General features: G+C 68.8%; 20 protein-coding genes. 12 read left to right on the top strand and 8 right to left on the bottom strand.

Annotated features, from left to right (window positions below; genetic code table 11):
• Positions 1-6 precede the first annotated feature (6 nt).
• The 7 genes from msuE to ACFVWR_RS00855 all read right to left on the bottom strand — a co-directional run bounded on the left by msuE (position 7) and on the right by ACFVWR_RS00855 (position 7,835).
• Positions 7-645: an FMN reductase gene (msuE, locus tag ACFVWR_RS00885; protein ID WP_387207163.1), complete on the bottom strand. Its 639-nt coding sequence runs from the start codon at positions 643-645 to the stop codon at positions 7-9.
• The gene (locus ACFVWR_RS00880) at positions 645-2,069 is read right to left on the bottom strand and encodes an NtaA/DmoA family FMN-dependent monooxygenase (protein WP_387207162.1); all 1,425 of its coding nucleotides are present in this window, start codon (positions 2,067-2,069) and stop codon (positions 645-647) included. The genes msuE and ACFVWR_RS00880 overlap by 1 nt, the downstream gene beginning before the upstream one ends.
• Positions 2,069-3,823, bottom strand: a complete 1,755-nt coding sequence (locus tag ACFVWR_RS00875; RefSeq protein ID WP_387207161.1) for a dipeptide ABC transporter ATP-binding protein — start codon at positions 3,821-3,823, stop codon at positions 2,069-2,071. Before ACFVWR_RS00875 ends, ACFVWR_RS00880 begins: the two co-directional genes overlap by 1 nt.
• Complete coding sequence (locus tag ACFVWR_RS00870) at positions 3,820-4,677, bottom strand: ABC transporter permease (protein WP_387207160.1); 858 nt, start codon at positions 4,675-4,677, stop codon at positions 3,820-3,822. The genes ACFVWR_RS00875 and ACFVWR_RS00870 overlap by 4 nt, the downstream gene beginning before the upstream one ends.
• Positions 4,674-5,720, bottom strand: coding sequence for an ABC transporter permease (locus ACFVWR_RS00865; protein WP_387207159.1), 1,047 nt, complete (start codon positions 5,718-5,720; stop codon positions 4,674-4,676). Before ACFVWR_RS00865 ends, ACFVWR_RS00870 begins: the two co-directional genes overlap by 4 nt.
• Positions 5,698-7,338: an ABC transporter substrate-binding protein gene (locus ACFVWR_RS00860; protein WP_387207158.1), complete on the bottom strand. Its 1,641-nt coding sequence runs from the start codon at positions 7,336-7,338 to the stop codon at positions 5,698-5,700. Before ACFVWR_RS00860 ends, ACFVWR_RS00865 begins: the two co-directional genes overlap by 23 nt.
• Before the next feature lie 167 nt (positions 7,339-7,505).
• On the bottom strand, positions 7,506-7,835 hold the full coding sequence (locus ACFVWR_RS00855) for a YciI family protein (protein WP_387207157.1): 330 nt from the start codon (positions 7,833-7,835) through the stop codon (positions 7,506-7,508).
• A gap of 140 nt (positions 7,836-7,975) precedes the next feature.
• Here ACFVWR_RS00855 and ACFVWR_RS00850 point away from each other — a divergent pair, with 140 nt between their 5' ends.
• Both ACFVWR_RS00850 and ACFVWR_RS00845 read left to right on the top strand, forming a co-directional pair.
• The gene (locus ACFVWR_RS00850; RefSeq protein WP_387207156.1) at positions 7,976-8,902 is read left to right on the top strand and encodes a 5'-3' exonuclease H3TH domain-containing protein; all 927 of its coding nucleotides are present in this window, start codon (positions 7,976-7,978) and stop codon (positions 8,900-8,902) included.
• 84 nt (positions 8,903-8,986) lie between these two features.
• The gene (locus ACFVWR_RS00845) at positions 8,987-10,024 is read left to right on the top strand and encodes an AI-2E family transporter (protein WP_387207155.1); all 1,038 of its coding nucleotides are present in this window, start codon (positions 8,987-8,989) and stop codon (positions 10,022-10,024) included.
• Between the two features lie 19 nt (positions 10,025-10,043).
• On the opposite strand, the gene ACFVWR_RS00840 is transcribed toward ACFVWR_RS00845, so the two are convergent.
• Positions 10,044-10,523, bottom strand: a complete 480-nt coding sequence (locus ACFVWR_RS00840) for an SRPBCC family protein (RefSeq protein ID WP_387207153.1) — start codon at positions 10,521-10,523, stop codon at positions 10,044-10,046.
• A 78-nt stretch (positions 10,524-10,601) separates the two neighbouring features.
• On the opposite strand from ACFVWR_RS00840, the gene ACFVWR_RS00835 reads away from it, so the two are divergent.
• The 10 genes from ACFVWR_RS00835 to ACFVWR_RS00790 all read left to right on the top strand — a co-directional run bounded on the left by ACFVWR_RS00835 (position 10,602) and on the right by ACFVWR_RS00790 (position 24,938).
• On the top strand, positions 10,602-11,339 hold the full coding sequence (locus tag ACFVWR_RS00835) for a hypothetical protein (protein ID WP_387207152.1): 738 nt from the start codon (positions 10,602-10,604) through the stop codon (positions 11,337-11,339).
• Between the two features lie 862 nt (positions 11,340-12,201).
• A complete protein-coding gene (locus ACFVWR_RS00830; RefSeq protein ID WP_387207151.1) occupies positions 12,202-12,975 on the top strand; it encodes an HAD family hydrolase in 774 nt (257 codons plus the stop codon).
• Between the two features lie 68 nt (positions 12,976-13,043).
• Entirely contained in the window at positions 13,044-14,072 is a 1,029-nt protein-coding gene (phnD, locus tag ACFVWR_RS00825; RefSeq protein WP_387207149.1) for a phosphate/phosphite/phosphonate ABC transporter substrate-binding protein, read from the top strand.
• Between the two features lie 39 nt (positions 14,073-14,111).
• On the top strand, positions 14,112-14,930 hold the full coding sequence (gene phnC, locus ACFVWR_RS00820) for a phosphonate ABC transporter ATP-binding protein (protein WP_387207148.1): 819 nt from the start codon (positions 14,112-14,114) through the stop codon (positions 14,928-14,930).
• Positions 14,927-15,775, top strand: coding sequence for a phosphonate ABC transporter, permease protein PhnE (phnE, locus tag ACFVWR_RS00815; RefSeq protein ID WP_387207147.1), 849 nt, complete (start codon positions 14,927-14,929; stop codon positions 15,773-15,775). The genes phnC and phnE (ACFVWR_RS00815) overlap by 4 nt, the downstream gene beginning before the upstream one ends.
• Entirely contained in the window at positions 15,772-16,689 is a 918-nt protein-coding gene (gene phnE, locus ACFVWR_RS00810) for a phosphonate ABC transporter, permease protein PhnE (protein ID WP_387207146.1), read from the top strand. Before phnE (ACFVWR_RS00815) ends, phnE (ACFVWR_RS00810) begins: the two co-directional genes overlap by 4 nt.
• Before the next feature lie 10 nt (positions 16,690-16,699).
• Complete coding sequence (locus ACFVWR_RS00805; protein WP_387207145.1) at positions 16,700-17,611, top strand: metallophosphoesterase; 912 nt, start codon at positions 16,700-16,702, stop codon at positions 17,609-17,611.
• A complete protein-coding gene (locus ACFVWR_RS00800; RefSeq protein ID WP_387207144.1) occupies positions 17,608-18,462 on the top strand; it encodes a MurR/RpiR family transcriptional regulator in 855 nt (284 codons plus the stop codon). The genes ACFVWR_RS00805 and ACFVWR_RS00800 overlap by 4 nt, the downstream gene beginning before the upstream one ends.
• 108 nt (positions 18,463-18,570) lie before the next feature.
• Positions 18,571-21,168, top strand: a complete 2,598-nt coding sequence (locus tag ACFVWR_RS00795) for a LuxR C-terminal-related transcriptional regulator (RefSeq protein WP_387207143.1) — start codon at positions 18,571-18,573, stop codon at positions 21,166-21,168.
• Positions 21,169-21,323: 155 nt separating this feature from the next.
• The gene (locus tag ACFVWR_RS00790) at positions 21,324-24,938 is read left to right on the top strand and encodes an IPT/TIG domain-containing protein (RefSeq protein ID WP_387207142.1); all 3,615 of its coding nucleotides are present in this window, start codon (positions 21,324-21,326) and stop codon (positions 24,936-24,938) included.
• Positions 24,939-24,944: the final 6 nt, after the last annotated feature.

The following is a 24,944-nucleotide window of genomic DNA, read 5'->3' as shown; positions in this document are numbered from 1 at the left end:
CGCGGCTCAAAAGGCGAACGGCCGGGCGAACGACGGCTGAACGGTGTCGGTGCCCATTCCCAGGTGCGAGCGGAGCAACGGCAGCGCGCGCGCGACCGAGGTGTCGATGCGCGCCGTGAGGTCGTCCGACACGATCTTGTAGTCGGCGAAGTCGTGTTCGCCGGCGAAGATGCCGAGCGGCAGGGTCAGCGATTGGAAGAAGCCGAACAGGGGCCTCATCTGGTGCTCGACGAGCAGCGCGTGACGGTCGCTGCCGCCGGTCGCCGTGAGCACGATCGGTTTGCCGACGAGGGCGTACTGGCCGATCTGATCGAAGAACAGCTTGAAGAGCCCGGTGTATGTGGCGCGATAGGCGGGGGAGCCGACGACGACCACATCCGCCGCCTCCACCTCCTCCAGCGCCGCCGTGACCTCCGGCCCGAGCTGGCTGCGGAACGCGCCGGCCCCCAGCCCGCTGAGCAGCGGCGCGAGCTCGATCACCGTGCCGGTGCCTCCGAGCGCCTCGGCGAACGCGTCGGTCGCGGCCGACACCAGGGCGGTGGTGCGCGACGGATGCGTTGGACTGCCGCTCACACCGACCACCTTCACGGGGTGCGTGCGCACGTCGGTCGCCTCGTCCCCGGTGTTCGTCTCGGCGTCGGCCATCAGAACGACCCGACGTTCGCCGCGTCGAACCGGAGTGGTTCGACCGGGTTGTCGAGGTTCGCGCCGCCCCGGTAGCGGGCGCCGATGTGCCGGTCGGGCAGCCGGTTGTTCCCCTCGCCGAAGAGCCGCTCGCGCAGCGTCGACGACCGCTCGTCCTCCTGCGGGAGCCGGCCGCGCTTGCGCAGCTCGGGAACGACGAGGTCGGCGAAGTCCCGGGCGGTGTCGAACGAGTGGTACTGCCGCAGGTTGATGCCGTCGAGGCCGTCTTCGTCGAGCCATTTCTCGATCTCGTCGGCGACCGTCTTGGCGGTTCCGACCACGAGAAAGCGGTCGTCGCGCGATCCCGTGACGAAGTCGAGCGCCTGACCGACCGTGCGTTCGAGCGGAAGGAAGGGCACCGCGGAGGGCAGCACCTCGGCACGCCGCAGAGCCTCGCCGACCGTGATGTCGCGGGGGAAGGCGGTGAGATCGACCGGCAGGCTGCTGTGGGCGAGGATGCCGTCGACGCTCGAGTGCTCACGGTACAGACGCCACTTGTCGGCGGCCTCCTCCTCCGTGCGCCCCACGATCACGCCCGCCATCGCGATGAACTTCACGTCGTCGCGCTGCCGGTCGTGCCGCTCGGCCGCGTCCCGCATCCCGTCGGCGTTGCGTCGGAACTCCTCGCTCGTACGCCCTCCGGTGAACACGACCTCGGCGTGGCGGCCGGCGAACTCGATGCCCGCCGGCGATCCGGTGGCCTGGAAGATCACCGGTGTGCGCTGGGGCGAGGGATGCACGATGTGCGGCCCCGCGACGCGGTGGCGCTCGCCGACGTGGTCGATGTAGCGCACCTTCGACGGGTCGGTGAAGATCTTGCGCTCGCGGTCGGCGACGACCGCGTCGTCGTCCCACGATCCCTCCCACAGCTTGTAGAGCACGTCGAGGTACTCGTCGGCGTACTGGTAGCGCAGGTCGTGCGGCACCTCGCCGTCGAGCCCGAAGTTGCGGGCGGCGTTGGGCAGATAGGAGGTGACGACGTTCCAGCCCACCCGGCCTTTGGTGAGGTGGTCGAGGGTCGACATGCGCCGGGCGAACGCGAACGGCGGTTCGTACGTCGTCGAGAACGTCACGCCGAAGCCGAGCCTGTCGGTCACGGCGGCCATCGCGGGGATGACGAGCAGCGGGTCGATGTTGGGGCTCTGCAGGCCTTCGCGCAGGGCGGTCTCTGGGCCGCCGCGGAACACGTCGTACGCACCGATCACGTCGGCGAGGAAGACGCCGTCGAACCCGCCGTGCTCGAGGATCTGGGCGAGTTCCAGCCAGTAGTCGATGTCGGCGAACCGTTCCCGGTTGTTGCCGGGTAGTGGCCACAGGCCGTGCGTGATGTGACTCACGCAAGCCATCTCGAAGAGGTTCAGGAACAACTGTTTCGGTTCGGCCATCAGGTCGCCTTCTGGTTCGGCACTACGGGCTGGATGGGGATGCCGGCGAACGAGGCCGGATCGAACTCGGGAATCGACGCTATCAAGTCGCGTGTGTATGGATGCGCGGGATGACGGAAGATGTCGCCCGGCTCGCCCTCCTCCACGACGACCCCGTCCTTCATCACGAGCACTCGATCGCTGAGGTGGCTGATCACGCCGAGATCGTGCGAGATGAAGAGGTAGCTCACGCCGGTGTCGCGCTGCAGGTCGACGAGCAGGTCGAGGATCTGCGCCTGGATGGTGACGTCGAGCGCGGAGACCGCCTCGTCGAGCACGATCACCGACGGGCGGGGCGCGAGCGCACGGGCGATCGCGACGCGCTGTCGCTGGCCGCCGGAGAGCCGGAGCGGAAAGCGGCCGAGCACGTTCGCCGGCAGCCCGACGAGCCGCAGCAGTTCGAGCACGCGCTCTTTGCGGACTGCCGCGGTGGCGAAGCGCTCGCCGCGGAGGGCGTCGAGCAGGATGCGCTCGACGTTCCAGCGCGGATCGAACGAGCTCAGCGGGTCTTGGTAGACCACCGAGATGCGGCGGCGCAGCGAGCGGCGCTTGCGTTCGGGCAGGGCCGACCACTCGTGACCGAGCAGCCGGACGACGCCGCCGTCGAGGGTTTCGAGACCCAAGGCAAGCCGAGCGGTCGTGCTCTTGCCGGAGCCGGATTCGCCCACGATCCCTAGGGTCTCGCCGTGCGCGAGGCTGAACGAGACGCCGTCGACCGCGCGGGTGACCGTGCCGTCGGAGGTGTGGAACCGCTTGATGAGTCCGGTGGCCTCGAGCACGGGCCCGTCGTCGGCCGGAGCTGTCGCCGCGAACTCGGCGGCGGGTCGATCGCGCGCGGGCTCGGCGGGCGTTTCCGTCCCCGGGCTCAGCGGCCGGCCACGGGTGGCCTCGCTCGGCACCGCCGCGATGAGCGTTTTCGTGTACTCGTGCTGCGGCGACCCGAGCACCGCCACCGCGGTCCCTTGCTCCAGCACGTCGCCGCCGCGCATCACCAGGATCTGGTCGGCGAGCTGCGCGACCACCGAGAGGTCGTGGCTGATCAGGATGACCGACGCGCCCCGCGCCTTCATCTCCTCCAGCTGGGCGAGCACCTGGGCCTGCACCGTCACATCCAGGGCCGTCGTCGGCTCGTCCGCGATCACGATGTCGGGGTCGAGTGCGATCGCCGACGCGATGAGGGCGCGCTGACGCAGGCCGCCGGAGAGCTGGTCGGGGCGTTGCCGGGCCCGCAGCTGGGGGAGCGGAACGCCGACCCGCGTGAGCAGGTCGAGCACCCTGGCCTTCCTCGCCTTGCGGTCGCCCCACTTGTGCAGCCGGAGCGCCTCATCGATCTCGGCGCCGACCGGCCGCAGCGGGTCGAGCGAGACCAGGGCATCCTGCAGCACGAAGCCGATGTCGCGGCCACGGATGCGCCGCCACTGCCGCGGGGTGAACGAGCGGACGTCTTCGTGGTGGATCTCGAGCGTGTCGGCCTCGACGATCGCGTTCGTTCCCGCGAGCCCGACCAGCGAGCGCGCGGTGACGCTCTTGCCGGAGCCGGACTCCCCGACGATGGCGACGCACTCGCCGGGGAGCAGCTCGAACGAGACGCCGTTCACGACCGGCCGCGGTGTGCCGTCGACCATGAACCCGGTGCGCAGGTTCTCGACCCGCAACCGCGTGGCGGGCCAGTCGAGGCCGTCGAGGCGTTCCTCCGCCTTCTGCACGATGCTCATGAGCGTTCGCCCTTCTCCAAGCGGGTCTGGAGGTGCCGTCCGATGGTGGTGGCGAGCGCAACGGCCACGATCACGAGGCCCGGGATGACGACGAGCCACCAGGCCTGCGTGATGTAAGCGCGGCCGGCGTCGAGCAGCGCGCCCCACTCCGACGACGGCGGTGCGACGCCGAGCCCGAGGAACGACAGGCTGGACGCCCACACGATCGACTGCCCGATCGACAGCGCGAACACGGCGACGAGCGGCCGCAGCGCGTTCGGCAGGATGTGCGCCCGCACGATCCGCCACCGCGAGTGCCCCAGCGCGGTCGCCGCCTCCACGTAGCCGGAGTTCTTGGCCGAGAGGATCTGGCCGCGCACCATCCGCGCGTACCCGGGAGCGGTGCCGAGACCGACCGCGAAGATCTCCGTCGTCGCGGAAGGCCCGGCGATCGCGATCAGCAGCAACGCCAGAAGCAGCGCGGGGAAGGCGAACATGACCTCGACGAACCGGTCGACGACCACGGCGGCCGGCTTCACCGCGAGGGCGGCGAGCGAACCGAGCACGAGAGCGGCTCCCACACCGACCCCGGCTGCGCCGAGACCGATCAGCAGCGATTCGCGGGCACCGAAGACCACGCGGGTGTAGAGGTCGCGACCCGACTCGTCCGTTCCGAACCAGTGGGCGAGCGACGGCCCCTGCAGCGCGGAGCCGTAGTCGAGATCCGTCGGCGCGTGCACGGTGAGCACCTGCGGGGCGATCGCGGCGACGGCGAGCAGAACGCCGAAGGCGATGGCGGTGTACAGCCCCCACGGGCGACGGCCGAGGGATGCGGCGACGCCTGTGACCCGCGGCGGTGAGGCGAGCGTTGTCATGAGAGCTCCAGACGTGGATCCACGAGGGTGTACACGATGTCGACGAGCAGGTTGGCGACCACGTAGACCACGGCGACGAGGGTCACGATGCCCACGACCACCGGCAGGTCTTGCGAGTTCACGGCCGAGACCAGCACCGACCCGATGCCTGGCCGGTTGAAGATCGACTCCACGATCACCGCGCCAGACAGGGTGGCGCCGAGCGCCCATCCCGAGAGCGTCACGGCCGGAATGACCGCGTGGCGCAGCACGTGACGCAGGCGGATGCCCCAGTCGCCCATGCCGCGCATCCGCGCCGACAGCACGAACGGTTGATCGAGCGCCCGCTCGAACTCGGTGCGGGTGCTCTGCGCCATGAAGCCCGCGAGGGGTATCGCGAGGGTCAGAGCGGGAAGGATCAGCCCATCCACGCCCGAACCGCTGAGCACCGGGAACCAGCGCAGACCGAGGGCGAACACGAGCAGCAGGATGATGCCGAGCCAGTAGGCGGGAAGCCCCGCCGCGAACACGTCCACGGTCGAGCCCACAGCTCCGAGCTTGGGGCCGCGCCCGGCGGTGAGCGTCACCCACACGACCATCAGCACCCAGGCGAACAGGATCGCCGTGAGCGACAGGATGACGGTGGCGCCGAGCTGCTCGCCGATGATCGCCGTCACCGGCCGGAACTGCTGGTACGACGTTCCGAAGTCGCCGCGCACCAGACCACCGAGGTAGTCGAAGTACTGCACGATCAGCGGCCGGTGGAGGCCGTACTGCTCGTTGATCTGGGCGAGCTCCGCCGGCGTGCGCACCTGTGCCTGCCCGGCCCGGATGTTGAGGATCACAGTCGCCCGGTCGCCGGGCAGCGCTGTCTGCGCGAAGAAGGCGACGGTGGCAGCGCCCCAGAGCACGACCAGGGCTGCGACGACCTTGCGCCCGATCTGCACCGAGACGCGACGGCCGAGGGATGCGCGGCGCGCGGGCTGCTCGGGCGGGGCGGCCAGTGCCACCCCGCCGACCGCTCCGGCTCCGCGGTCGGAGCTACTTGACGAAGTACGCGTCATAGAACGTCGGTCCTCCCTGTGCGTGCTCCTGCCAGACGTCTTTGAGCTTCGGCGACACCGCGAGCGTGCTCAGGCGGTCGTAGACGCCGATCGAGAGCGCGTGCTGGGCGATGTAGTCCTGCGCCTTCTCGTAGGCCGCGTTCTGCGCATCCACATCGGCGGCCGAGTTTCCTTCGAGGATGTACCCCTCCAGCGTCGGATCGTTGTAGAACGCCGAGTTGGAGTAGTTGGGGTTGTCAGCCGTCGAGGGGCGCCAGTTGATGTAGAGGATGCCCGCGGTCACCGCCGTCCAGTATCCGACGGACAGATCGTAGGAGTCGGGCGTCGAGTACTTGCCGGAGAAGAACTCGGCCTGCGGAACGGGTACGAGCTTCACGTCGAAGCCGACCTTCGACGCCTGCTCCTTCACGCCCTGCAGAATCGCCGCACCGTCGGAGTTGATGATCGAGCCGGCGCCGTACGGCAGCGTGACCGTCAGGGCCTTGCCGTCTTTCTCGCGGATGCCTTGCGCGTTCTTCTGCGACCAGCCCGCCGCATCCAGCAGCTCGTTCGCCTTCGACGTGTCCTGGTCGTACCAGCCGGCCGCCTTCTTGCTGTAGCCGGGGGTGGCCTGGCTGACTCCGCCGTTGCCTTCGACGGGGATGACGCCCCGGCCGATCGTGTCGACGATCTCCTTGCGGTTCAGGCTGTACGCGAACGCCTGACGCACCTGCTCGTCGGTGAACGGACCCTGCGCCGTGTTGAACGAGATCTGCTGCGGGCGGCCGGGAGTCACGTACTTGTCGAGCGTGTATCCGCCGCTCTTCAGAGTGCTCCACTGCACGGAGGGAACGTCGTAGATCGCGTTCACCTGACCGCTCTGCAGCGCGGCGACGCGGGTGGTCGGGTCGGCGACGAACTTCCAGTCCACCTCGTCGACGATCGCCGGTCCGGTGTGCAGCGCGTTCGCCGGCCACGAGGTGTACTTGTCGTTGCGCTTCAGCACGATGTCCTGACCGCGGTTCCACTTGTCGATCACGAACGCGCCGGAGCCGATCGGCGCCTCGCAGTTCTGATCTTTGGTGCGGGTCTCGAGCGCGTGCTGCGACTGGATGCCGAAGTAGGCCTGGGTGAGGTTGTCGGCCAGCCGCGGGTACGGCTTCGACAGGTTGATCTTCAGGGTCTGGTCGTCGACGGCGACCGCCGACTGGTAGTAGCCGCCGAGCCAGACCTTCGCCGTGCTGTTGCCGCCCTTGACCCAGTAGTCGAAGTTGTATGCGACGGCCGCGGCGGTGACGGGGGTGCCATCCGTGAACGTCACGCCCTTCTTCAGCGTGAACGTCCAGCTCAGCCCGTCGTCGGCCTGCTTCCACTCGGTCGCGAGCCAGGGGACGACCTTGTGGTTCTCATCCAGCGAGACCAGGTTGTCGAGCACCTGGTAGGAGAGGTACGCCTGCTCGATCCAGCCGCCGAACACGCAGGCGGGCTCCTGCTGGTGGGCGTAGACGATGGTTCCGCCGGTCACCTTCTCGCCGGTGGATGTGCTGGAGCCCCCGGCCGCGCACGAGGTCAGCAGGATGGCGGTGGTCAGGGCGATGGCCGAGGCGGCGGCCGCACTTCGGGAGCGTCGCAGACGCATGGGTGACTCCAAAGATCTCGGGGGTTGTGAGTGCCCAGAAACCTATGCGGAGTCGTGCCGCCGGCACCATGTTCCTGTGTCGGACGGCGAAACAGAACGCCACCTGATGAAACATGCTTGCGCCTGCGCCGCTCACCGGAGTAAAAGGGTGTGCGCCCGGCCGCGCGTCACTCCCAGACCATGAACGGCCGCAGTTCGAGCTGACCGTTGCGCGCCATCGGATGCTTCGCCGCGATCTCGATCGCTTCGTCGAGGTTCTCGCATTCGAGGATGTCGAAGCCGCAGATCCACTCCTTCGTCTCGGCGAAGGGGCCGTCGGTCACGTGCCGACGACCATCGCGCACCCGCACGATCGTGGACTTCGCCGGCGGCTCCAGCACTTCGCCGATGACGCGCTTGCCGTTGGCGTCGAGCTCGTCGACCCACAGGTTCACGTCGGAGTCGTCGGGTGTCGCGTCGGGCTCGTGGTCGGTCACGACGAACATCATGTACTTCATCGGTCATCCTTTCGTTGTCGAACGGTGTCATCAAGACGTCGAACGGGATGCGGCATTGTCGACATTCTTGTGCAGAAAGTTTTCGACGCGTACGGTTCGCGCATGTCGAACGTCCGCGGTGGGCATGGGATGATCGGGGCATGACCGAGCGACTGATGCTCCTCGATACCGCTTCGCTGTACTTCCGCGCGTTCTACGGTGTGCCCGACACGGTCACCGCCCCGAACGGCACGCCGGTGAACGCCGTGCGCGGCCTGCTCGACATCATCGCGAGGCTGGTGAGCGAGTTCGAGCCGACGCAGCTGGTCGCCTGCTGGGACGACTCGTGGCGCCCGCAGTGGCGCGTCGACCTCATCCCGAGCTACAAGGAGCACCGGGTCGCGCGGGTCGCCGACGACGGCACGTCGATCGAGGAGACGCCCGAGAAGCTGGTGGTGCAGATCCCCGTGATCCGGCAGGTTCTCGACGCGTTCGGCATCACGGTGCTCGGCGCCCCCGACCACGAGGCCGACGACGTCATCGGCAGCCTCGCGAGCCAGGCGACGGTGCCGGTGGATGTGGTCACCGGCGACCGTGATCTCTTCCAGCTCGCCGACGACTCGGCCGGCGTGCGCGTGATCTATACCGCGCGAGGCATGAGCAAACTGGAGATCGTGACCGACGAGGTGCTCCGCGGCAAATACGGGATCGGGCCGGAGCAGTACGCGGACTTCGCCGTGATGCGCGGCGACGCATCCGACGGCCTCCCCGGGGTCTCCGGCGTGGGCGAGAAGACCGCGGCGAACCTGCTGGCCGAGTACGGCGACCTAGACACGATCGTCGCCGTCGCCGCCGACCCCGACGAACCGCTCTCGGCCACCCTTCGCGCGCGCCTGCTCGCCGCATCCGACTACCTCCTCGTCGCTCCGAAGGTCGTCGAGGTCGTGCGCGATCTCGACTTCGGGACGGTGGACGCCCGCCTCCGCCCGCTCAGCTCCGACCAGCGCGCAGCGGTCGACGCCCTCGCCGAGGAGTGGGGGCTCGGCGGCTCCGCCGACCGGGCACTCCGCGCGCTCGGGAACAGCTGACCCGTCCGACCTCCAGAACCCCAGAGCTCCAGAGCTCCAGAACTCCAGAACTCCAGACCGATCCGCAGACGAAGGGAAGCAGACATGGCTCAACGACCGTTGCGGTGGGGGTTCGTGGTCACGCTCGGGGCGCTCGGCGCGCTGGCGACAGGCCTCGCGATCTTCAACCTGCGGAGCATCGTGTTCTCCGTCTTCCTGGCCGCGTTCGCGACCGTCGGTCTCGATCCGCTCGTGCGATGGTTCCAGCGGCACGGCATGAAGCGCACTTGGGCGATCGTCACCGTCATCCTGCTGATCGTCGGGGTGCTGGTGGCGATCATCTGGGTCGTGGTGCCGCTCGTCGTCAACCAGATCGCCACCCTGGTGCAGGCGATCCCGCGCGAGGTCGAGAACCTGAAGTCTCAGGGATGGTTCGACGGCAGCAACGAGGCCAGCAACGGCGTTCTCGGTTCGGTGCTCAACTGGATCGCCTCCGAGGTCACGAACCCCCAGGTGATCGCGACCATCGGTTCCGGAGCGGTGGGGCTCGGGTTCACGATCGCGAACGCCATCGCGTCCGGCTTCTTCATCGCCATCCTGACGATCTACTTCGTGGGCAGCTACGACGCCACGAAAGCGGCCGCGTACCGGCTGGTCGCCGCGTCGCACAGAGATGCGTTCATCGGGTACACCGAGCGCATCCTGCAGAACGTCGGCAAATACCTGAGCGGCATGGTGGTGCTGGCGTTCATCAACGCCGTCTACAGCATCATCCTGTTGTTGATCGCCGGGGTGCCGGGAGCGTTCCTGATCGGTATCCTCGCGTTCTTCATCACGCTCATCCCGCTGATCGGCACGATTCTCACGACAGTCGTCATGACGGTGCTCGCGCTCATCCACTCGCCTGTGTCCGGGCTCGTGGTGCTGATCTTCATGCTGATCTACATGCAGGTCGAGGCCTACATCCTGACCCCCAAGGTGATGAGCAAGGCCGTGAAGATCCCGGGTTCGGTCGTGCTCATCTCCGCGCTCGCCGGAGGCACGCTGTTCGGGCTCGCGGGAGCGCTCATCGCCATCCCGATCTCGGCCGGCATCATCCTCATCGTCACGGAGGTCGTGATGCCGGCCAAGGAGCGCACCTAGGCGCCGTCGGACCTGGTGGTCAGACAGCCAGGTCGGGGTCGGAGCCGCGCACGTCGGAGTCGGAGCCGCGCGCCTCGGAGGCGCTGCCTTCGATGCGCTTCTTGAAGTTCTCGAGGTCGGACTTCACGGCGTGGTTGTCGATTCCGAGAGCGGCGCCCGCGGTCTCCACGAGCCCTTCGGGCTTCCAGCCCAGCTGCACGGTGACGCGGGATGCGTCGTCGGCCAGCCGGTGGAACGTCACGACGCCCGACTGGTCTTCGTCGCCACCGACGCTCTTCCACGCGATGCGCTCGTTTTCGATCTGCTCCACGAGCTCGGTGTCGAATTCGCGTTCGGCGCCGGCGATCTTCACGCGCCAGTGGTGGTGCTTGCCGTCCGCGCCGGGGGTGACCTCCTCCACGAACGAGAGATAGTTCGGGAAGAGCTCGAAATTGGACCAGGCCGCATACGCGGTCTCGACGGGGACGGTCAGGTCGATGTGTTCGGTGAGTTCGGTCATGGCCCCAGCTACAACCCCGAACGTCGACTTGGCTACCCCCTCGACCCATCCAGACTCGTTTGGTACTCTCGACCGGGTATGCAGACCGCTAACCCCACCACTTCTCACGGCCGCCGCTCGGCGAGCCGCCACGTGGGGGCGCCGCTGCAGGTCGTGCGGCTCTCGCTGCAGAACCGCATCGCCGTGGGTGTGACCGCTCTGGCTCTGGTCGCCGGACTGTCGATCGCGCCGACCGAGCCCGCCCAGGCCGTCACCGTCATGGCGCCGAGTCAGACGGGCACTGACACGTCGACGACGTCGCCCGTCGTGCAGCAACCGGCGGCGCAGACGTTCGAGGTCGACGCGAACGTCGTGGCTCCGCCGATCACCCGCGACACCACCGAGGCCACCGACGGCGTTCAGACCCTGGCGAACAACGGCACCAACGCCGACTGGGCGAAGCTCGTGCTCATGGACGGCGGCTGGCCGCAGACCGAGCAGAACGTCACAGTGCTGCTGCGCTGGATGCGTCAGGAGAACGGTCCGCCCGACTGGTGGAACCGCAACAACCCTCTGAACAACGGCTACGGCTCGGGCGGTGGCGCAGGCCTCGGAAGCTACGACACTTTGCGGGATGCGGCCCAGTACGCCGCGCTGAACCTCCAGCGCGGCTACCCCGGCATCGTGGCCGGCCTCACCGCTGGAACGTCTGCGGATGCGACAGCGCAGGCGATCTGGGCATCCCCGTGGGCCACCAGCCACTACGCCAACGGTGCGCATTGGAGCACGGCGCCCGTTCCCATCGTGAAGGCGCCTGCCTCCGCGTGGGGTGGATAGGGCTGCGGTCGGTCGGACGACCTGAGTGGTCGACATCGCGCGCGAACCAAAGTGTTTGGGAGGCGCCGACGGGCAGTCGTAACCCCCGTGACGACCGCAAGCCTGCATCGGCGCCTCGCAGAACGATGATACATGTAACCGAACGACTGGTTTGTTCGTTACAGCGAATTCTCGGGTTGCCGCTCGGGAGCGCTGGCTCGCGTAGCCGGCTCGCCCATCCCTGACGCTCGGGCCCGCCCACCCTCCGCCACCCTCTGGGTGCGCGAGCGTGGCCGTTCCGGTCGAGTGTGCCCGCTGCGCCGGCCACTCTCGACCGGAACAGCCACACTCGCCGCAAACGGAAACGCTCGCCCCGGCGTTCGCGGCCTTCCGCATCCCGCCTCCCGGCACCCTCCCCGCCATCGCTCGCCCCCCACCCATCCCGCCCCTGAATGTGGCCGTTCCGGTCGCAACAGCCACACTCGCCGCAAACGGAAACGCTCGCCCGGCGCTCGCCGCCTTCCGCATCCCGCGCCATCCCCGCCATTGCTGGCCCTCCCCGCAATCCCAGCCCTGCCCGCCACCCCAACTCCACGCGCCATCCCTACGCCATCCCCACCCACCATCCCAACGCACACCGCTCAACCCGAACCAGTTGCGCCAAATGCGCCTTTTCGAGCGCTGTAAAGGCGCATATGGCGCAACTCGGTAGCAACGACGGGAACGACGACGGGAACGACGACGGGAACGGCGACGGGAACGGCGACGCGAACGACGGGCGACGGCGAGCGTTCACGGAGCGCCAGGTTAACTCGGTGTGAACACTTGTTTCATGGGGCAGATTGTTATGAACGCGGCGTTCATGAACGCATAAGCTGCACTCGTGAACCAAGCACGTGCCTCGAAGAAGCCCATCCTCGTCCTCGACTTCGACGGCACCGTCGCGGTCGGCGACGCGCCCGTGTGGGCTTACGCGGAGGCGGTGATCGCCGACATCCTCGACGGTGCAGAAGCGACCGCCAGCACCCTGGATGCGAGTTTGCGGGCGCGCCTCGGCGCCTTCCTCGACGGCGAGCCGGGTTCGCCCGCCTACATCGACGGCTACGCCGCGGTCGCCGCGCTCGCCGCAGGGCACGCGGACGACGAGCTCCTCCAGCGTGCGTACAAGACCAGCCGGCGGGCTCTCGCCGGGGGAACGATCGCGGTCTCCGCGCCCGAGGGGCTGGCCGAGATGCTCGACTCGCTGGGGGAGCGGGTCGAGCGGGTGCTCGTCACCAACGCTCCGCTCGACGGCGTGCGGGAGACGCTCGCGGCTATCGGCCTCGCGAGCGTCATCGACCGTGTCGTGACGGATGCGGGCAAGCCCGCCGGCTGGGCCGAGCTGCTTCCTGCGCTGCTCGACGGGCGGGAGCCGGCTGAGCTGCTGTCGGTCGGCGACATCTGGGGGAACGACCTCGAGCAGCCTTTGGCAGCGGGATGCGTCGTCGCCCTCATCGACAGGTTCGGCCACCGCGCGGGCCCGGCGCATCTGGTCGCGTCCGACTTCGCCGGGCTCTACCCGGGCATCCGCGAGTGGGCCCAGTCGCCGGCGGCGTTCGCCGAACGACACAGCGCCGAACGACACAGCGCCGTGCTCTCCTCCACAGTCACGATCTGACCCGAGTTCTCCACCGAAACCGCACCACCCTCTCTCACGCAAACAAACCCGCACAGAATGGGAACGTCATGAAACTCAGAAAGTTCGCCGCCGCCAGCGCCTCGGGCCTCGCCATCCTCGCAGCGCTCGCGCTGAGCGGCTGCGGCGTGCAGCAGCAGACCGCAGCGGGCGCCACCGGAACGGCCGGTGCGAGCGATGTCTGCACCGGCTCGTCCGACGAGTCGGCGAAAGCCCCGACGCAGCTCACCCTGGCGCTCGTCCCCTCCGGCGACGCGAGCAAGCTCGTCGAGACGGTCAAGCCGCTCGAAGACGCGCTCACCAAGCGGCTCGGCATCCCGGTCAAGGGCGTCATCACGCAGGACTACCAGGCGGCCGTCGAGGCGATCGGCAGCAACCAGGCTCAGATCGGCATGCTCCCCAGCCTGCAGATGAGCCAGGCGTGCGACAAGTACGGTGCGGTTCCCGCCCTGCAGACGCAGCGCAACGGCAAGAGCAGCTACGCGGCGCAGTTCTTCACGAACGATCCCGACAAGTACTGCACCGACACCCCGGTCAAGGGTGCGAACGGCATGCTCTACTGCAACGGCACCGAGAAGGGCACGGGTCCCGCCGGGCTCGACAGCATCAAGAAGATCAAGGGCGCGACGGTCTCGCTGCTGCAGGCGGCGTCTCCCGCCGGCTACATCTTCCCGGTCGCTGCGATGAAGAAGGCCGGCATCTCCGTCGACTCCGACATCAAGACCGTGCAGGTCACCGCGAACGACGCGAGTGTGCTCGCGGTCTACAACGGCGACGCCGAGGTGGGCACGAGCTACTGGGATGCGCGCAGCGTCGTGCAGGCCGACACCCCCGACGTCGGCGAGAAGGTCGTGGTCTTCGCGCTGACCGACGAGATCCCGAACGACGGCGCATCCATCAGCAGCAAACTGAGCAAGGCATGGCAGACCAAGATCGCCGACGCGATGAAGGACTACGCGGGCACCCCGGAAGGCGTCAAGGCGCTCACCGCGATCTACCAGATCACCGGGCTGGTCGACGCCGACCCGGCGAGCCTCAAGAAGACGCAAGAGGCTGCGGCCTCCATCGGGCTGGGCTAGGCGCGAAGCGGTCGGCAGAGGCGCAGAAAGAAGAGACAGATGAGCGACAGCACGACGACGGCGCGGCGCACGGGCGCCGGCATCCGGTTCGACGGGGTGGGCGTGACCTACCCCAACGGATACACCGGCCTCCGCGATGTGAACCTCAACATCGAACCGGGGGAGATGGTCGCCGTCGTCGGGCTGTCGGGGGCGGGCAAGTCCACGCTCATCCGCACGATCAACGGTCTGGTGCCCATCACGTCCGGCGAGATCACGGTCGGCGACTACGAGCTCTCCGAGCTGAAGGGCCGAAGGATGCGCACGCTGCGCAGCGAGGTCGGCATGGTGTTCCAGAGTTTCAATCTGGCCAAGCGCACCACCGTGATCAACAACGTGCTGATGGGGCGCCTGCACCACACGTCGGCCTGGCGCACGCTGCTGGCGGCCTGGTCGAAAGACGACGTCGAGCTCGCGATGCAGGCTCTCGAACGGGTCGAGATCGTGTCGAAGGCGTATTCGTCGGCATCCGAGCTCTCGGGCGGTCAACAGCAGCGCGTCGCCATCGCACGGACGCTCGCACAGCAGCCCCGGCTGATCCTCGCCGACGAGCCGGTCGCCTCCCTCGACCCGCCCACCTCACACGTCGTGATGCGCGATCTGCAGCGCATCAACGCCGAGCTCGGCATCACCGTCGTCGTGAACCTGCACTTCCTCGACCTCGCACGGCGTTACGGCACTCGATTGATCGGGCTGCGCAACGGCGAGGTCGTGTTCGACGGCCCGGGAGCCGACGCCGACGAGTCGGTGTTCGAAGCCATCTACGGTCGCTCGCTCACCGCCGAAGACGTGCTCGACGCCCCGGCGGTCCTGCCGTGACGACGGTGACGGGAGGGGGCGCACCCGTTTCGGGAGGCGGCCGCGGCGGCGCTGTCATCATCGGGGCAGCGCGGCCGAGCAAGCCGCGCACGGGCTGGAAGATCGGCGTCGTGCTGGTGGTCGTGGCCGGCATCACGGTCTGGTCGGCGATCGCCGTGCAGGTGGACGTCGGCGCTCTGTTCGCCAACGCGCAGAATGCGTCCAACACGCTCGTCCAGCTGTTCCAGCCCGACTACAGCTTCTTTCCGCAGACCCTTCCCGCGCTGCTTCAGACGGTGCAGATGGCCGTGATCGCCACGGCGGTCAGCGTCATCGTCTCTCTTCCGATCTCCTTCCTCGCCTCCCGGGCCACGAACCCGAACAGCACGGTGCTCCTCGTCGTGCGTTTCGTGATGAACATCGTGCGAAGCGTGCCCGACCTGCTCTACGCGTCGCTGTTCGTCACGGTGGTCGGCACCGGAGCCCTGTCGGGCATCATCGCGCTCGTGCTCTTCAACGTCGGCATCATCGTGAAGCTCGTGTCGGAGGCGCTCGACGGGCTCGACCGCGGCGGCCAGGAGGCGGCGCTCGCCTCAGGCGCGACGTGGTTCAAGGCCAACAGGGCGGCGATGGTGCCCGAGGTGGCGCCCACCTACCTGTCGCAGGCGATCTACGTGCTCGAGTTGAACATCCGGGCGTCGACCGTCATCGGATTGGTCGGCGCGGGTGGTCTCGGCATGCTCATCGACAAGGTGCGCACGTTTTATCAGTACCACTACCTCAGCCTCATCATCTTCGAGATCCTCGTGCTGGTCGTTCTGCTCGAGCTGTTGAGCTCGTTCACGCGTCGGAGGCTCCTGCGATGAGCGCGACCATCGAACGGCAGGCCGCTTCACGCGTGGGCGTCGCCCCACAGCAGCGTCCGCGCAAGCCGGTGCGCGTTGCGCGCGCGATCGTGTGGGTCGTCGTGACCGTGGTCGTGGTGGCCGCCTTCTGGGGCGTCGACATCTCGTGGGATGCGCTCTGGCAGCTGCCGCAGAAGCTGGCGCACTACCTCGGCCTGATGTTCCTGCCGCCGGCCTGGAGCAAGCTCCCGGATGCGCTCGGCGCGACGATGCTCTCCGTCGCCATGGCCTGGTTCGGCACGGTCATCGGCGTCATCGTGTCGTTCCCGCTCAGTCTTCTCGCGACGCGCGGGCTCACTCCGGCCATCGTGCGCTGGCCGCTGCGTGCCGTGTTCGCGGTGCTGCGCGCCGTGCCGGAGGTGGTGATCGCGGTGCTCATGCTGTCGGTGACGGGGCTCACCGCATACACCGGCGCCCTCGCCATCGCGATCGGCTCCATCGGAACGCTGGGCAAGTGGGGCTACGAGAGCTTCGAGTCGGTCGACCGCGGCGCCATCGAAGCCGCCACGGTGACGGGCGGTTCCCGCGTGCAGATCATGCGCTGGGGCGTGTGGCCGAACGCCAAGCCCGACGTGCTCGCGTTCTGGCTCTACCGGTTCGAGATCAACGTTCGCGCCTCCGCCATCCTGGGCCTCATCGGCGCGGGCGGCATCGGAAAGATGCTGATCGACAACATCCAGTTCCGGGTCTGGGATGTGGTCGGGATGCTCATGATCGTCGTGGTCGTCGTCACCATGATCATCGACCAGCTCTCGGGCATGGTGCGGCACCGCATCATCGCGGGCCAGTGGGAGCTGCCCATCGTCACCGCCGTGCGCCGCCGGTCGGCGCGTCGGGCGCGTGCCGAGAGCATCGAGCTGAAGGCCACCGAATAGGGTGGATGACGTGACCTTTCCGCCGCCGACCACCGAGCGTGGTCTGCGCATCCTGCACCTCTCCGACACCCACCTCTTCGGCGACGGCAGCCTGCACTACGGCCGGGTCGACACCCTTGCCGCGCTCGAGCGGGTTCTCGATCGTGCCGCCGAGCTCGACCGGGTGGATGTGGTCGTGGCGTCCGGCGACCTCTCCGACGACGGCAGCGAAGAGTCGTACCGGCTGCTCGCCTCGCGAGTAGGGCCATGGGCCGACGCACGCGACGCGGCCGTCGTCTACGCCATGGGCAACCATGACCTGCGGCCGGGCTTCGAAGCCGTGCTCGGCGCACGGGAGGCCGTGACCGAGGTCGCAGGATTCCGCATCGTCAGCGTCGACACATCCGTGCCGGGAGCGGGCTACGGCAGCATCGACGCAGCACAGCTCGACAGGCTGCGCGATGTGCTCGCGACGCCGTCACCGCACGGAACCGTCGTGGTGCTGCACCATCCGCCGGTGCCCGCGTCGAGCGCCCTGCTGGCCGCGCTCGAGCTTCAGAGTCCGCACGACCTCCTCGAGGTCTGTGCCGCCGGCGATGTGCGACTGATCCTCGCCGGCCACTACCACCACGCCCTCGCCGCTGAGGCGCACGGCATCCCGGTCGTCGTCGCTCCGGGCATCGCGAACACGGCCGACCCGATCGCACGTCCCGGAACCGAGCGCGCCACGATCGGTTCGGGTTTCGCCCTCATCGATCTGCCCGGGGTCACGGATGCGGACGCCCACGACCCCGCCCACGACCCCGCCCACGACCGCGCCCGAGCCGCAGCGCCGCGCGTGCTCTTCGTCGCGGCGCCGAGCGCCGACGACGGCGCCGAACTGTTCGATCTCGATGCCGCCGAGGTCGAGCGCATCGCGGCTGCCGCCGGTCCCGCCGCATGAGCGAGCGTCGCCCGGGCGAGGTCATGGCGACCATCCGTTCCCTTCTTCCGTCTCTGCTCCCCACCGAGCAGGCGGTCGCATCCGTGCTCCTCGAACGATCCACCGAGATCGTCGAGCTGAGCTCTCAGCAGGTGGCCGAGTTGGCCGGTGCGTCGCGCGCCACAGTCGTGCGCACCTGCCAGAGCCTCGGTTTCACCGGGTACCAGCAGCTTCGGGTGCTGCTGGCACGCGATGCCGGGTACCGCCCCGTCGAGCAGGCGCCTGCTCCCGACGGGGCGGCCGGCATCGTCGCCCAGACCTTCACGCACATCGCCGGCCGGGTGAACGACATGCTGGCCCTCCTCGACGCGGATGCCGTGCATCGCGCCGTCGAATCCCTCGCCGTCGCACGCCGCGTGGTGGTGATCGGTAACGGTCTCTCCGCGCCGCTCGCGCTCGACGCAGCGGCCCGCCTCACCAGCGTCGGCCGAGCCGCCGAAGCTCCGCTCGACGTCATCGGCCAGCAGATCACGGCCCGTCTCCTGTCGCCCGACGACGTCGTGCTCGCCATCAGTGGCAGCGGGTCCAACGCTTCCACCCTCCGTACGGTCGACGCCGCGACCGCCGCCGGGGCGTCGGTCATCGCCGTCACGGCCTTCGCCCGCAGTCCGATCGCCCAGGCGGCCGGAACGAGCCTTGTCGTCACCATGCCCGACCTCACCTTCCGCGAGGAGATCACCCTCGCATCCCGCCTTCCGCAGGCGATCCTCATCGAAGGCATCGTCGCGGCGGTCACGCACCGACTCGGCGACTCGGCCCTCCGCGCCAAGAGCCTCGCCCTCGACGCCATCAGCGATAACCTCGCCGAATAGCGCTCCCAAGGGTGTTCTCTTCGCGATCTCTCACCCGAAAGGGGTGAGCGCCGAATTCGACCGCCCGGTATCCTCTGGGAAAGGCTGTATTTCAGAAACGGGGCTCTCGTGGCCGAAGGGGATTTCGACCTCCGCTCGTTTCGGGGACACACCGTCCAGCGCCGGCGCTTGCACCGCGTGCTCGACGATGCCGAAGCGGACGGTCGCTCGACCGTGACCATCACCGCCGGGGCGGGATGGGGCAAGACGACTCTTCTCGATCAGTGGTGCGCCGAGGCGGAGAGACGTCCGCACACCGTCATCCGTGTGGCCGCGCAGCAGCTGGTCGACGCGAACCTGTCTCTGGAGGCGGCACTGCGGTCAGCCTTCGGCGGCGACGCGACCAGGGCCGAGACGGCGACCCCCGTGACGATCGTCATCGACGACGTGCACCTGATCGAGTCCCACGCAGACAGAGGGGTGCTGCAGCGACTCGCCGGGTCGTTGCGCGAACACGAGATGCTCATCCTCAGCGGGCGATCCCAGCCGCTCGGATTCCTCGGCCTGATCAGTCGCCGGTCCGTCACAGACCTTGGTCAATCACAGCTCGCGTTCACGGCCGACGAAACCGAGCAACTGCTCAGCGGCGCCGGATCCGGCGGCCACGGATCCGGCAGCCCCGGACCCGCCATCGACGCGACGTCGATCGCCGAACTTCTCGCACACACGAGGGGCTGGGCATACGGCCTGTCCCTCTTCGCGCAGGTGCTCACCGCCTCGGACGACCCCCGATCAGAGGTCGCCCGGTTCACCGGAGACCCGCGCCCGCCCGCCGACTATCTGGTCGCGGCATTTCTCGCCGTGCTTCCGGAGGCCACGCAGAATTCTCTGCTCGCCCTGTCGGTGGTCGACGACGTGACGATCCCCTTGGCGATGCACCTGACAGACTGCCGCGACATCGGCACGCTGCTGGAGTCGTTGAGCGTCAACACCACGCTCGTGCGCCGGGGGCGGGAAAACCATGAGGGTCCCCGCTACACCTTCGACGAACTTCTGCGAGCCACCCTGCTCGCCGAACAGCGGCGGCGCGACGCTCGTCGGCTGCTGAACCTGCACGAGGCCGCGAGTGCCTGGCTGACCGAGAACGGCGAGTTCGCCGCCGGTCTCGACCAGGCGATCCGCTCGGAGTCGACCGACCTCACCCATCGCCTGCTGCGGTTGCACGGCCTCGGCCTGGTGTTCAGCGGCGCGGCGCCGGTCGTGCACAGCGCCATCGGGATGCTCGAAGACAGGGCGGTGATCACCGGCACCACGGCCACGCTCTCCGCCCTGCTGGCGGCGCCGTATCAGCTCGATTCGGTGCGGCTCGACCATTTCATCCGTCTCGCCTTGGAAGGGTTCGAACGGTATTCGGTGGCGAGCCAGGTCGTTGTGGATGCGTTGCTCGTGATGCGCGCGAAAGAGAAGGAGACCATCCAGGCCGCTCTGCGCACGCTCGAGGAGGCCGTTGCGAGGGCTGAGAGTGAGCCCTCCGGCTGTGCGAATCCGTCGAACATGCTCGACGCGCGGCTCTTCGCCGAGGCGGCCAGAGCGTTCGGTGCTCTGAACCTGGGCGACTTCGAGTCGGCGTTGCAGATCGGTGCGCGGGCCGTGGAGAGCGCGGAGGAGTCGTCGCGTCCGTGGCTCGCGCTCATGCTGGCCGACATCGCGGGGTACGCGGCGGCGCGGCAAGGAGACTGGCGGCAGCAACTCAGCCTCGAGCACCGCGTCGCAGCGAGAACCGCCCAGAATTCGACGCCCCGTGACATCGTCTCCGCCCACTCGGCCTTTCTGAACGCGGCGGCGGCATACCAATCCGGCGAGCCGTACGATGTGGCACGCCTGACCGACATCGTGCAGACGCAGTGGCGGTTTCTCGACCCGGGCCTGTCCCTGCCGCCTCGGGTGCTGACCCTTTTGTTCAAGCTCGACGGCGCCGACAACCAGCGCGCACTGTACGACGAGATGGAGCGCTTGCTCGCTGTCAGCCTCACCAGGCATCCACGCACGCTCGCTACCGGCTCGTACCGTTTCATCGACCTGACGCTCCGGTTCCGCGGGCGGTCCAACGCAAGAGACGCGGTTGCGATGTTGGCCAGGGCTCTGGGGCAGGATGCGTTCGAGGTGCGTCTCGCGAACGCCCACCTCCACGCAGGCACCGCCGCGCAGGGAGCGCACGAGCTCGGCCTCGAAGCCGAGCTGCGCAGGGGACCTCTGGCGTGGCACGGCAGCAATCTCGTTCTCGGCTGGCTTCTGCTGGCCGGCTGGGCTGCGGAGTCGGGGCGGCAGGAGCTGACTCTGACCCGGTTGCAGCGCGCGCTCGAGCTCGGGCAGCTGATGAACGCACGCCGCCCCTTTCTCGCCGGTGGAGCAGCGGCCGCTCGTCTCGTCGAAGAGAGGCTCGGCAGTTTCGGCGTGACCGAGGAGTTCGCGGAGTCGGTGGTCGAAGCGGCTCACCGCCTGGTCTCCGGCGTCACGAAGACGTCCCCGGATGCGGGTCAGCTCACGCCGCGTGAGCGGGCGCTCCTCCGGGAGCTTCCGCTGCACCAGAGCGTCGGCGACATCGCCCGCAAGCACAGTGTGAGCCCGAACACCGTCAAGACCCACCTGCGTTCGATCTATCAGAAGCTCGGCGCCGGCGACCGAACGTCGGCCGTCGAGAACGCCCGCAGGGTCGGGCTGCTCTAAGAACCTCACCCGCCCCGGGGGATACCCCCACCGTGCGCGACACGACAGCATCACAGACACGTCCACCTGGGGGTCTCAATATGTTCGCTGGTCATGTCCGCCGTTCGTCCGTTGCTCGTCACGGTGGAGGTGACCCAGACCCGACGACCGCGCGGGTGACGGCGTCGCCGTCGACATCATCCGCTTCGTCGTTGTTCCGGGCGACGGCGCTCGGCACCGCCATCGCGCTCGCGCTCGTCGGCACGACCGCCCTGTCGGCGCAGGCCGCTCCCGGCGACACCTCGAACGCGACGGGGCAGTACCTGAGCGGTTCGCTGCTCGGCCTCGACGCGGCGCTGGTCGCATCCCTCGACGGTGAGAGCGCGCAGAGCACGGGCGTCGACCAGACGAACGCGAACAACCTGAACGTCGGCGCGCTCGGGCTCGTCACGCTCAGCGCGCCGGGGGGCATCCAGCTACCCATCGATCTCGGTTCGGTCGGCACGGTCTCGCAGTACGCTTCGGCGCTCGGCACCGGCGCGTCCGTGGGTGCTTCCGGCCTCACCGCGGCGAACGGCGACATCGGCACGGGCATCACACCCGCCCCCGGGGTCGCACCCGGGCCGCTCCACCTGAATCTCGCCCAGGCGGTCTCTTCTCTCGGACTTCCGACGGCTACACTCAACGAGCTCGCGCAGCTCGATCTGACCGCCGGAGTGACGGCGGGGCGGGCGGCTCAGGCCGCACCGGCAGCGGCCACCGGGTCCTACTCCCTCGCCGATGTCGGACTCAGCTTTCAGAGCCCCACCGTCGCGGGGCTGAGCTCGGCGATCAACACCCAGGTGGGCTCTGTGCAGACCCTGGTGAACGGACTCGCCGGCCCCAGCGGCACGCTCGCGCAGGCACTGGGGCTGCTCAACGTCGGTGGACTGCTCAGCGTGAACGCGTCGGTCGACGCCTCGAACCTGCAGGCATCCGTCGCGCCTCTGCTGACGGGGCCGATCACTGATCCCGCCTATCCGGGCATCACTCTCGACCTGTCGACGGGCACTGTGTCTGTCGACCTCGGAGCGATCACGGCTCTCGAAGGGCTGGCCCCGAACACCGACCTGCTGACGGATGCGGTGATCACCGAGATCGGTAACCGCGTCACCGGCCTGGTCGGGGCGCTCCTCACCCGCGTGACCGACGTTCTCACGACGACCATTGACGGACTCGGCGTCGACATCTCCGCTTCGCTGCCCATCCTCGGGCCGGTCATCACCGTTGACGCCACGATCGGCAGCCTGCTCTCCAACAGCCCGGCCGGCATCACCGTCGCCGGCATCCCGATCAACGCCGGGGCGGTGCTGTCGGCACTCCTTCCGCCGCTGCAGGCGATCGGCCCGGCCGTGACCGCGATCGGTCCGGCGGTGATCGCCCCGATCGCTTCGACGCTGATCCCGGCGCTCAAGCCGGTTCTCAACGGGGTGCTCACGCTGACGGTCAACAACCAGGCGACGGCCGGTGGCGTCTTCACCGAGACCGCGCTGCGCGCCACGGTGCTGCCTGCCGCGTCCGCGCTCATTCTGAACATCGCATCCGCCACCGTCGGCCCCAACGCGCTCGCTGCGCCCCCGACGATCACCGCCGTCGCACCGGCGAGCGGGCCCGAGACCGGCGGCACCCCAGTGACGATCACCGGCACCGGCTTCACCGGCGCGACCGGAGTCACGTTCGGCGGCGACGCGGGCACCGCGTTCACGATCGTGGACGACACGACGATCACCGTCACCACCCCGCCCCACGCGCCGGGTGCCGTTGATGTGGTCGTGCAGTCACCGTTCGGCGACTCGGTTCCCGGCGCGTTCACCTTCCTGCCGGTCCCCGCTGTCACCGGCATCGCGCCGATCCACGGTCCGGAGACCGGCGGCACCGCCGTCACCGTGACCGGAACCGGGTTCACCGGCGCGACCGGCGTCACGTTCGGCGGCGACCCGGGCATCGCCTTCACGGTGGTGAACGACACGACCATCACCGTCACGACTCCCGCTCATGCTCCGGGCGCGGTGGATGTGGTGGTGCAGCACCCGAACGGCGACTCGGCGCCCGGCGACTTCACGTTCGACGCACTGCCTGTCGTCACCGGGGTCGCTCCCGACCACGGTCCGGAGACGGGTGGCACACCCGTGACGATCACCGGCTCGGGCTTCACCGGCTCGACCGGTGTCACGTTCGCCGGCACGCCGGCAACGGATGTCACGGTCGTGAACGACACGACGATCACCGCGACGAGCCCGGCGCACGCTCCGGGTGCGGTGGATGTGGTGGTGCAGAACCCGAACGGCGATTCGGCTCCCGGCGACTTCACCTTCGACCAGGTTCCGGTCCTCATCTCTCTTACGCCTGACACGGGACCGGAGACCGGCGGCACTCCCGTGACGATCACCGGCACGGGCTTCACCGGCGCCACCGGCGTCACCTTCGGCGGCACGGCAGGCACGGCGTTCACCGTGGTGAATGACACGACGATCACCGTCGACTCCCCGGCGCACGCGCCAGGACTGGTGGACGTGGTGGTGCAGCACCCGAGCGGAGACGCGGCGCCTGGCGACTTCACGTTCACAGCGCTTCCGACAGTGACCGGACTGAGCCCGAACCACGGACCAGAGACGGGCGGAACCGTGGTGACCATCACGGGTAGCGGGCTCACCGGGACGACCGGCGTCACATTCGACGGCACGCCGGGCACGGGCGTCACCGTCGTCGACGACTCCACGATCACCGTCACGACCCCGGCCGGCGGCCCGGGCGCGGTGAGCGTCGTAGTGCAGTCGCCCGCCGGTGACACGGATGCCGGAGACTTCACGTTCGATGCGGTGCCGGCCATCGCATCCCTCGACCCGACGAGCGGTCCGCAGACCGGCGGCACGGTCGTGACGATCACGGGCACGGGCTTCACCGGCTCGACGGGTGTGACCTTCGACGGCGTCGCGGGCACCGCGGTCACCGTCGTCGACGACACGACGATCACCGTGACGACTCCTCCGCACCTGCCCGGCCCGGTGGATGTGGTCGTGCAGAACCCGAACGGAGCCTCCGCTCCCGCCGACTACACCTACGTCGCGGTGGCCGGTGCGACCACGATCACCGGCCTCACCCCCGACCACGGACCAGTTGCCGGCGGAACGGTCGTCACGATCACCGGAACCGCCTTCACGGGCGCCACGCAGGTGACCTTCGACGGAACGCCCGGAACGGCGCTGACGGTGGTGAACGACACGACGATCACCGTCACCACGCCCGCGCACGCCGCGGGCCCCGTGGATGCAGTGGTCACCGGCGCGACGAGCACCTCACCCGCCGAGACGTACACCTACGACCCGTCGACGACGGTCGACACGGTGACCCCCGGTTCCGGTCCTGAGTCGGGCGGCACCACGGTGACCATCGCCGGCCAGTGCTTCACCGGCGCGACCGGTGTGCTCTTCGGAGCCACACCGGCCACGAGCTTCACCGTGGTGGACGACGCGACGATCACGGCCGTGACCCCGGCGGGCGTCGGCATCGTCGACGTCACCGTCGTCGGCGCAGGCACCTGCGGCACCGGCACCATCGGCGACGGATTCGTCTACATCCAGCCGCCCGCGGCGGGCGGTGGTGGCGGAGCGGCCACCGCCGGCAGTGGGGGCGGACTGGCCGGCACCGGATCCGACACCGGCGGCGCATCCCTGATCGCCGGTCTGGCCGTGCTCCTGATGCTCGCCGGAGCGGTCGCGGTCGCGCGGCGGCGCCACACGGAAAAGTCCTGACCGGGC

Origin of the sequence: Leifsonia sp. NPDC058292 (assembly GCF_042880955.1) — a bacterium.
Lineage (GTDB): Bacteria > Actinomycetota > Actinomycetes > Actinomycetales > Microbacteriaceae > Leifsonia.
The sequence above is the reverse complement of the archived record's forward strand: the minus strand, read 5'-3'. Positions and strand labels throughout refer to the sequence as shown.

Bases quoted from the DNA above. Each gene is read 5' to 3' on its own strand.
- msuE (WP_387207163.1), bottom strand. From the start codon at position 645: ATGGCCGACGCCGAGACGAACACCGGGGACGAGGCGACCGACGTGCGC.
- ACFVWR_RS00880 (WP_387207162.1), bottom strand. From the start codon at position 2,069: ATGGCCGAACCGAAACAGTTGTTCCTGAACCTCTTCGAGATGGCTTGC.
- ACFVWR_RS00875 (WP_387207161.1), bottom strand. From the start codon at position 3,823: ATGAGCATCGTGCAGAAGGCGGAGGAACGCCTCGACGGCCTCGACTGG.
- ACFVWR_RS00870 (WP_387207160.1), bottom strand. From the start codon at position 4,677: ATGACAACGCTCGCCTCACCGCCGCGGGTCACAGGCGTCGCCGCATCC.
- ACFVWR_RS00865 (WP_387207159.1), bottom strand. From the start codon at position 5,720: ATGACGCGTACTTCGTCAAGTAGCTCCGACCGCGGAGCCGGAGCGGTC.
- ACFVWR_RS00860 (WP_387207158.1), bottom strand. From the start codon at position 7,338: ATGCGTCTGCGACGCTCCCGAAGTGCGGCCGCCGCCTCGGCCATCGCC.
- ACFVWR_RS00855 (WP_387207157.1), bottom strand. From the start codon at position 7,835: ATGAAGTACATGATGTTCGTCGTGACCGACCACGAGCCCGACGCGACA.
- ACFVWR_RS00850 (WP_387207156.1), top strand. From the start codon at position 7,976: ATGACCGAGCGACTGATGCTCCTCGATACCGCTTCGCTGTACTTCCGC.
- ACFVWR_RS00845 (WP_387207155.1), top strand. From the start codon at position 8,987: ATGGCTCAACGACCGTTGCGGTGGGGGTTCGTGGTCACGCTCGGGGCG.
- ACFVWR_RS00840 (WP_387207153.1), bottom strand. From the start codon at position 10,523: ATGACCGAACTCACCGAACACATCGACCTGACCGTCCCCGTCGAGACC.
- ACFVWR_RS00835 (WP_387207152.1), top strand. From the start codon at position 10,602: ATGCAGACCGCTAACCCCACCACTTCTCACGGCCGCCGCTCGGCGAGC.
- phnD (WP_387207149.1), top strand. From the start codon at position 13,044: ATGAAACTCAGAAAGTTCGCCGCCGCCAGCGCCTCGGGCCTCGCCATC.
- phnC (WP_387207148.1), top strand. From the start codon at position 14,112: ATGAGCGACAGCACGACGACGGCGCGGCGCACGGGCGCCGGCATCCGG.
- phnE (WP_387207146.1), top strand. From the start codon at position 15,772: ATGAGCGCGACCATCGAACGGCAGGCCGCTTCACGCGTGGGCGTCGCC.
- ACFVWR_RS00800 (WP_387207144.1), top strand. From the start codon at position 17,608: ATGAGCGAGCGTCGCCCGGGCGAGGTCATGGCGACCATCCGTTCCCTT.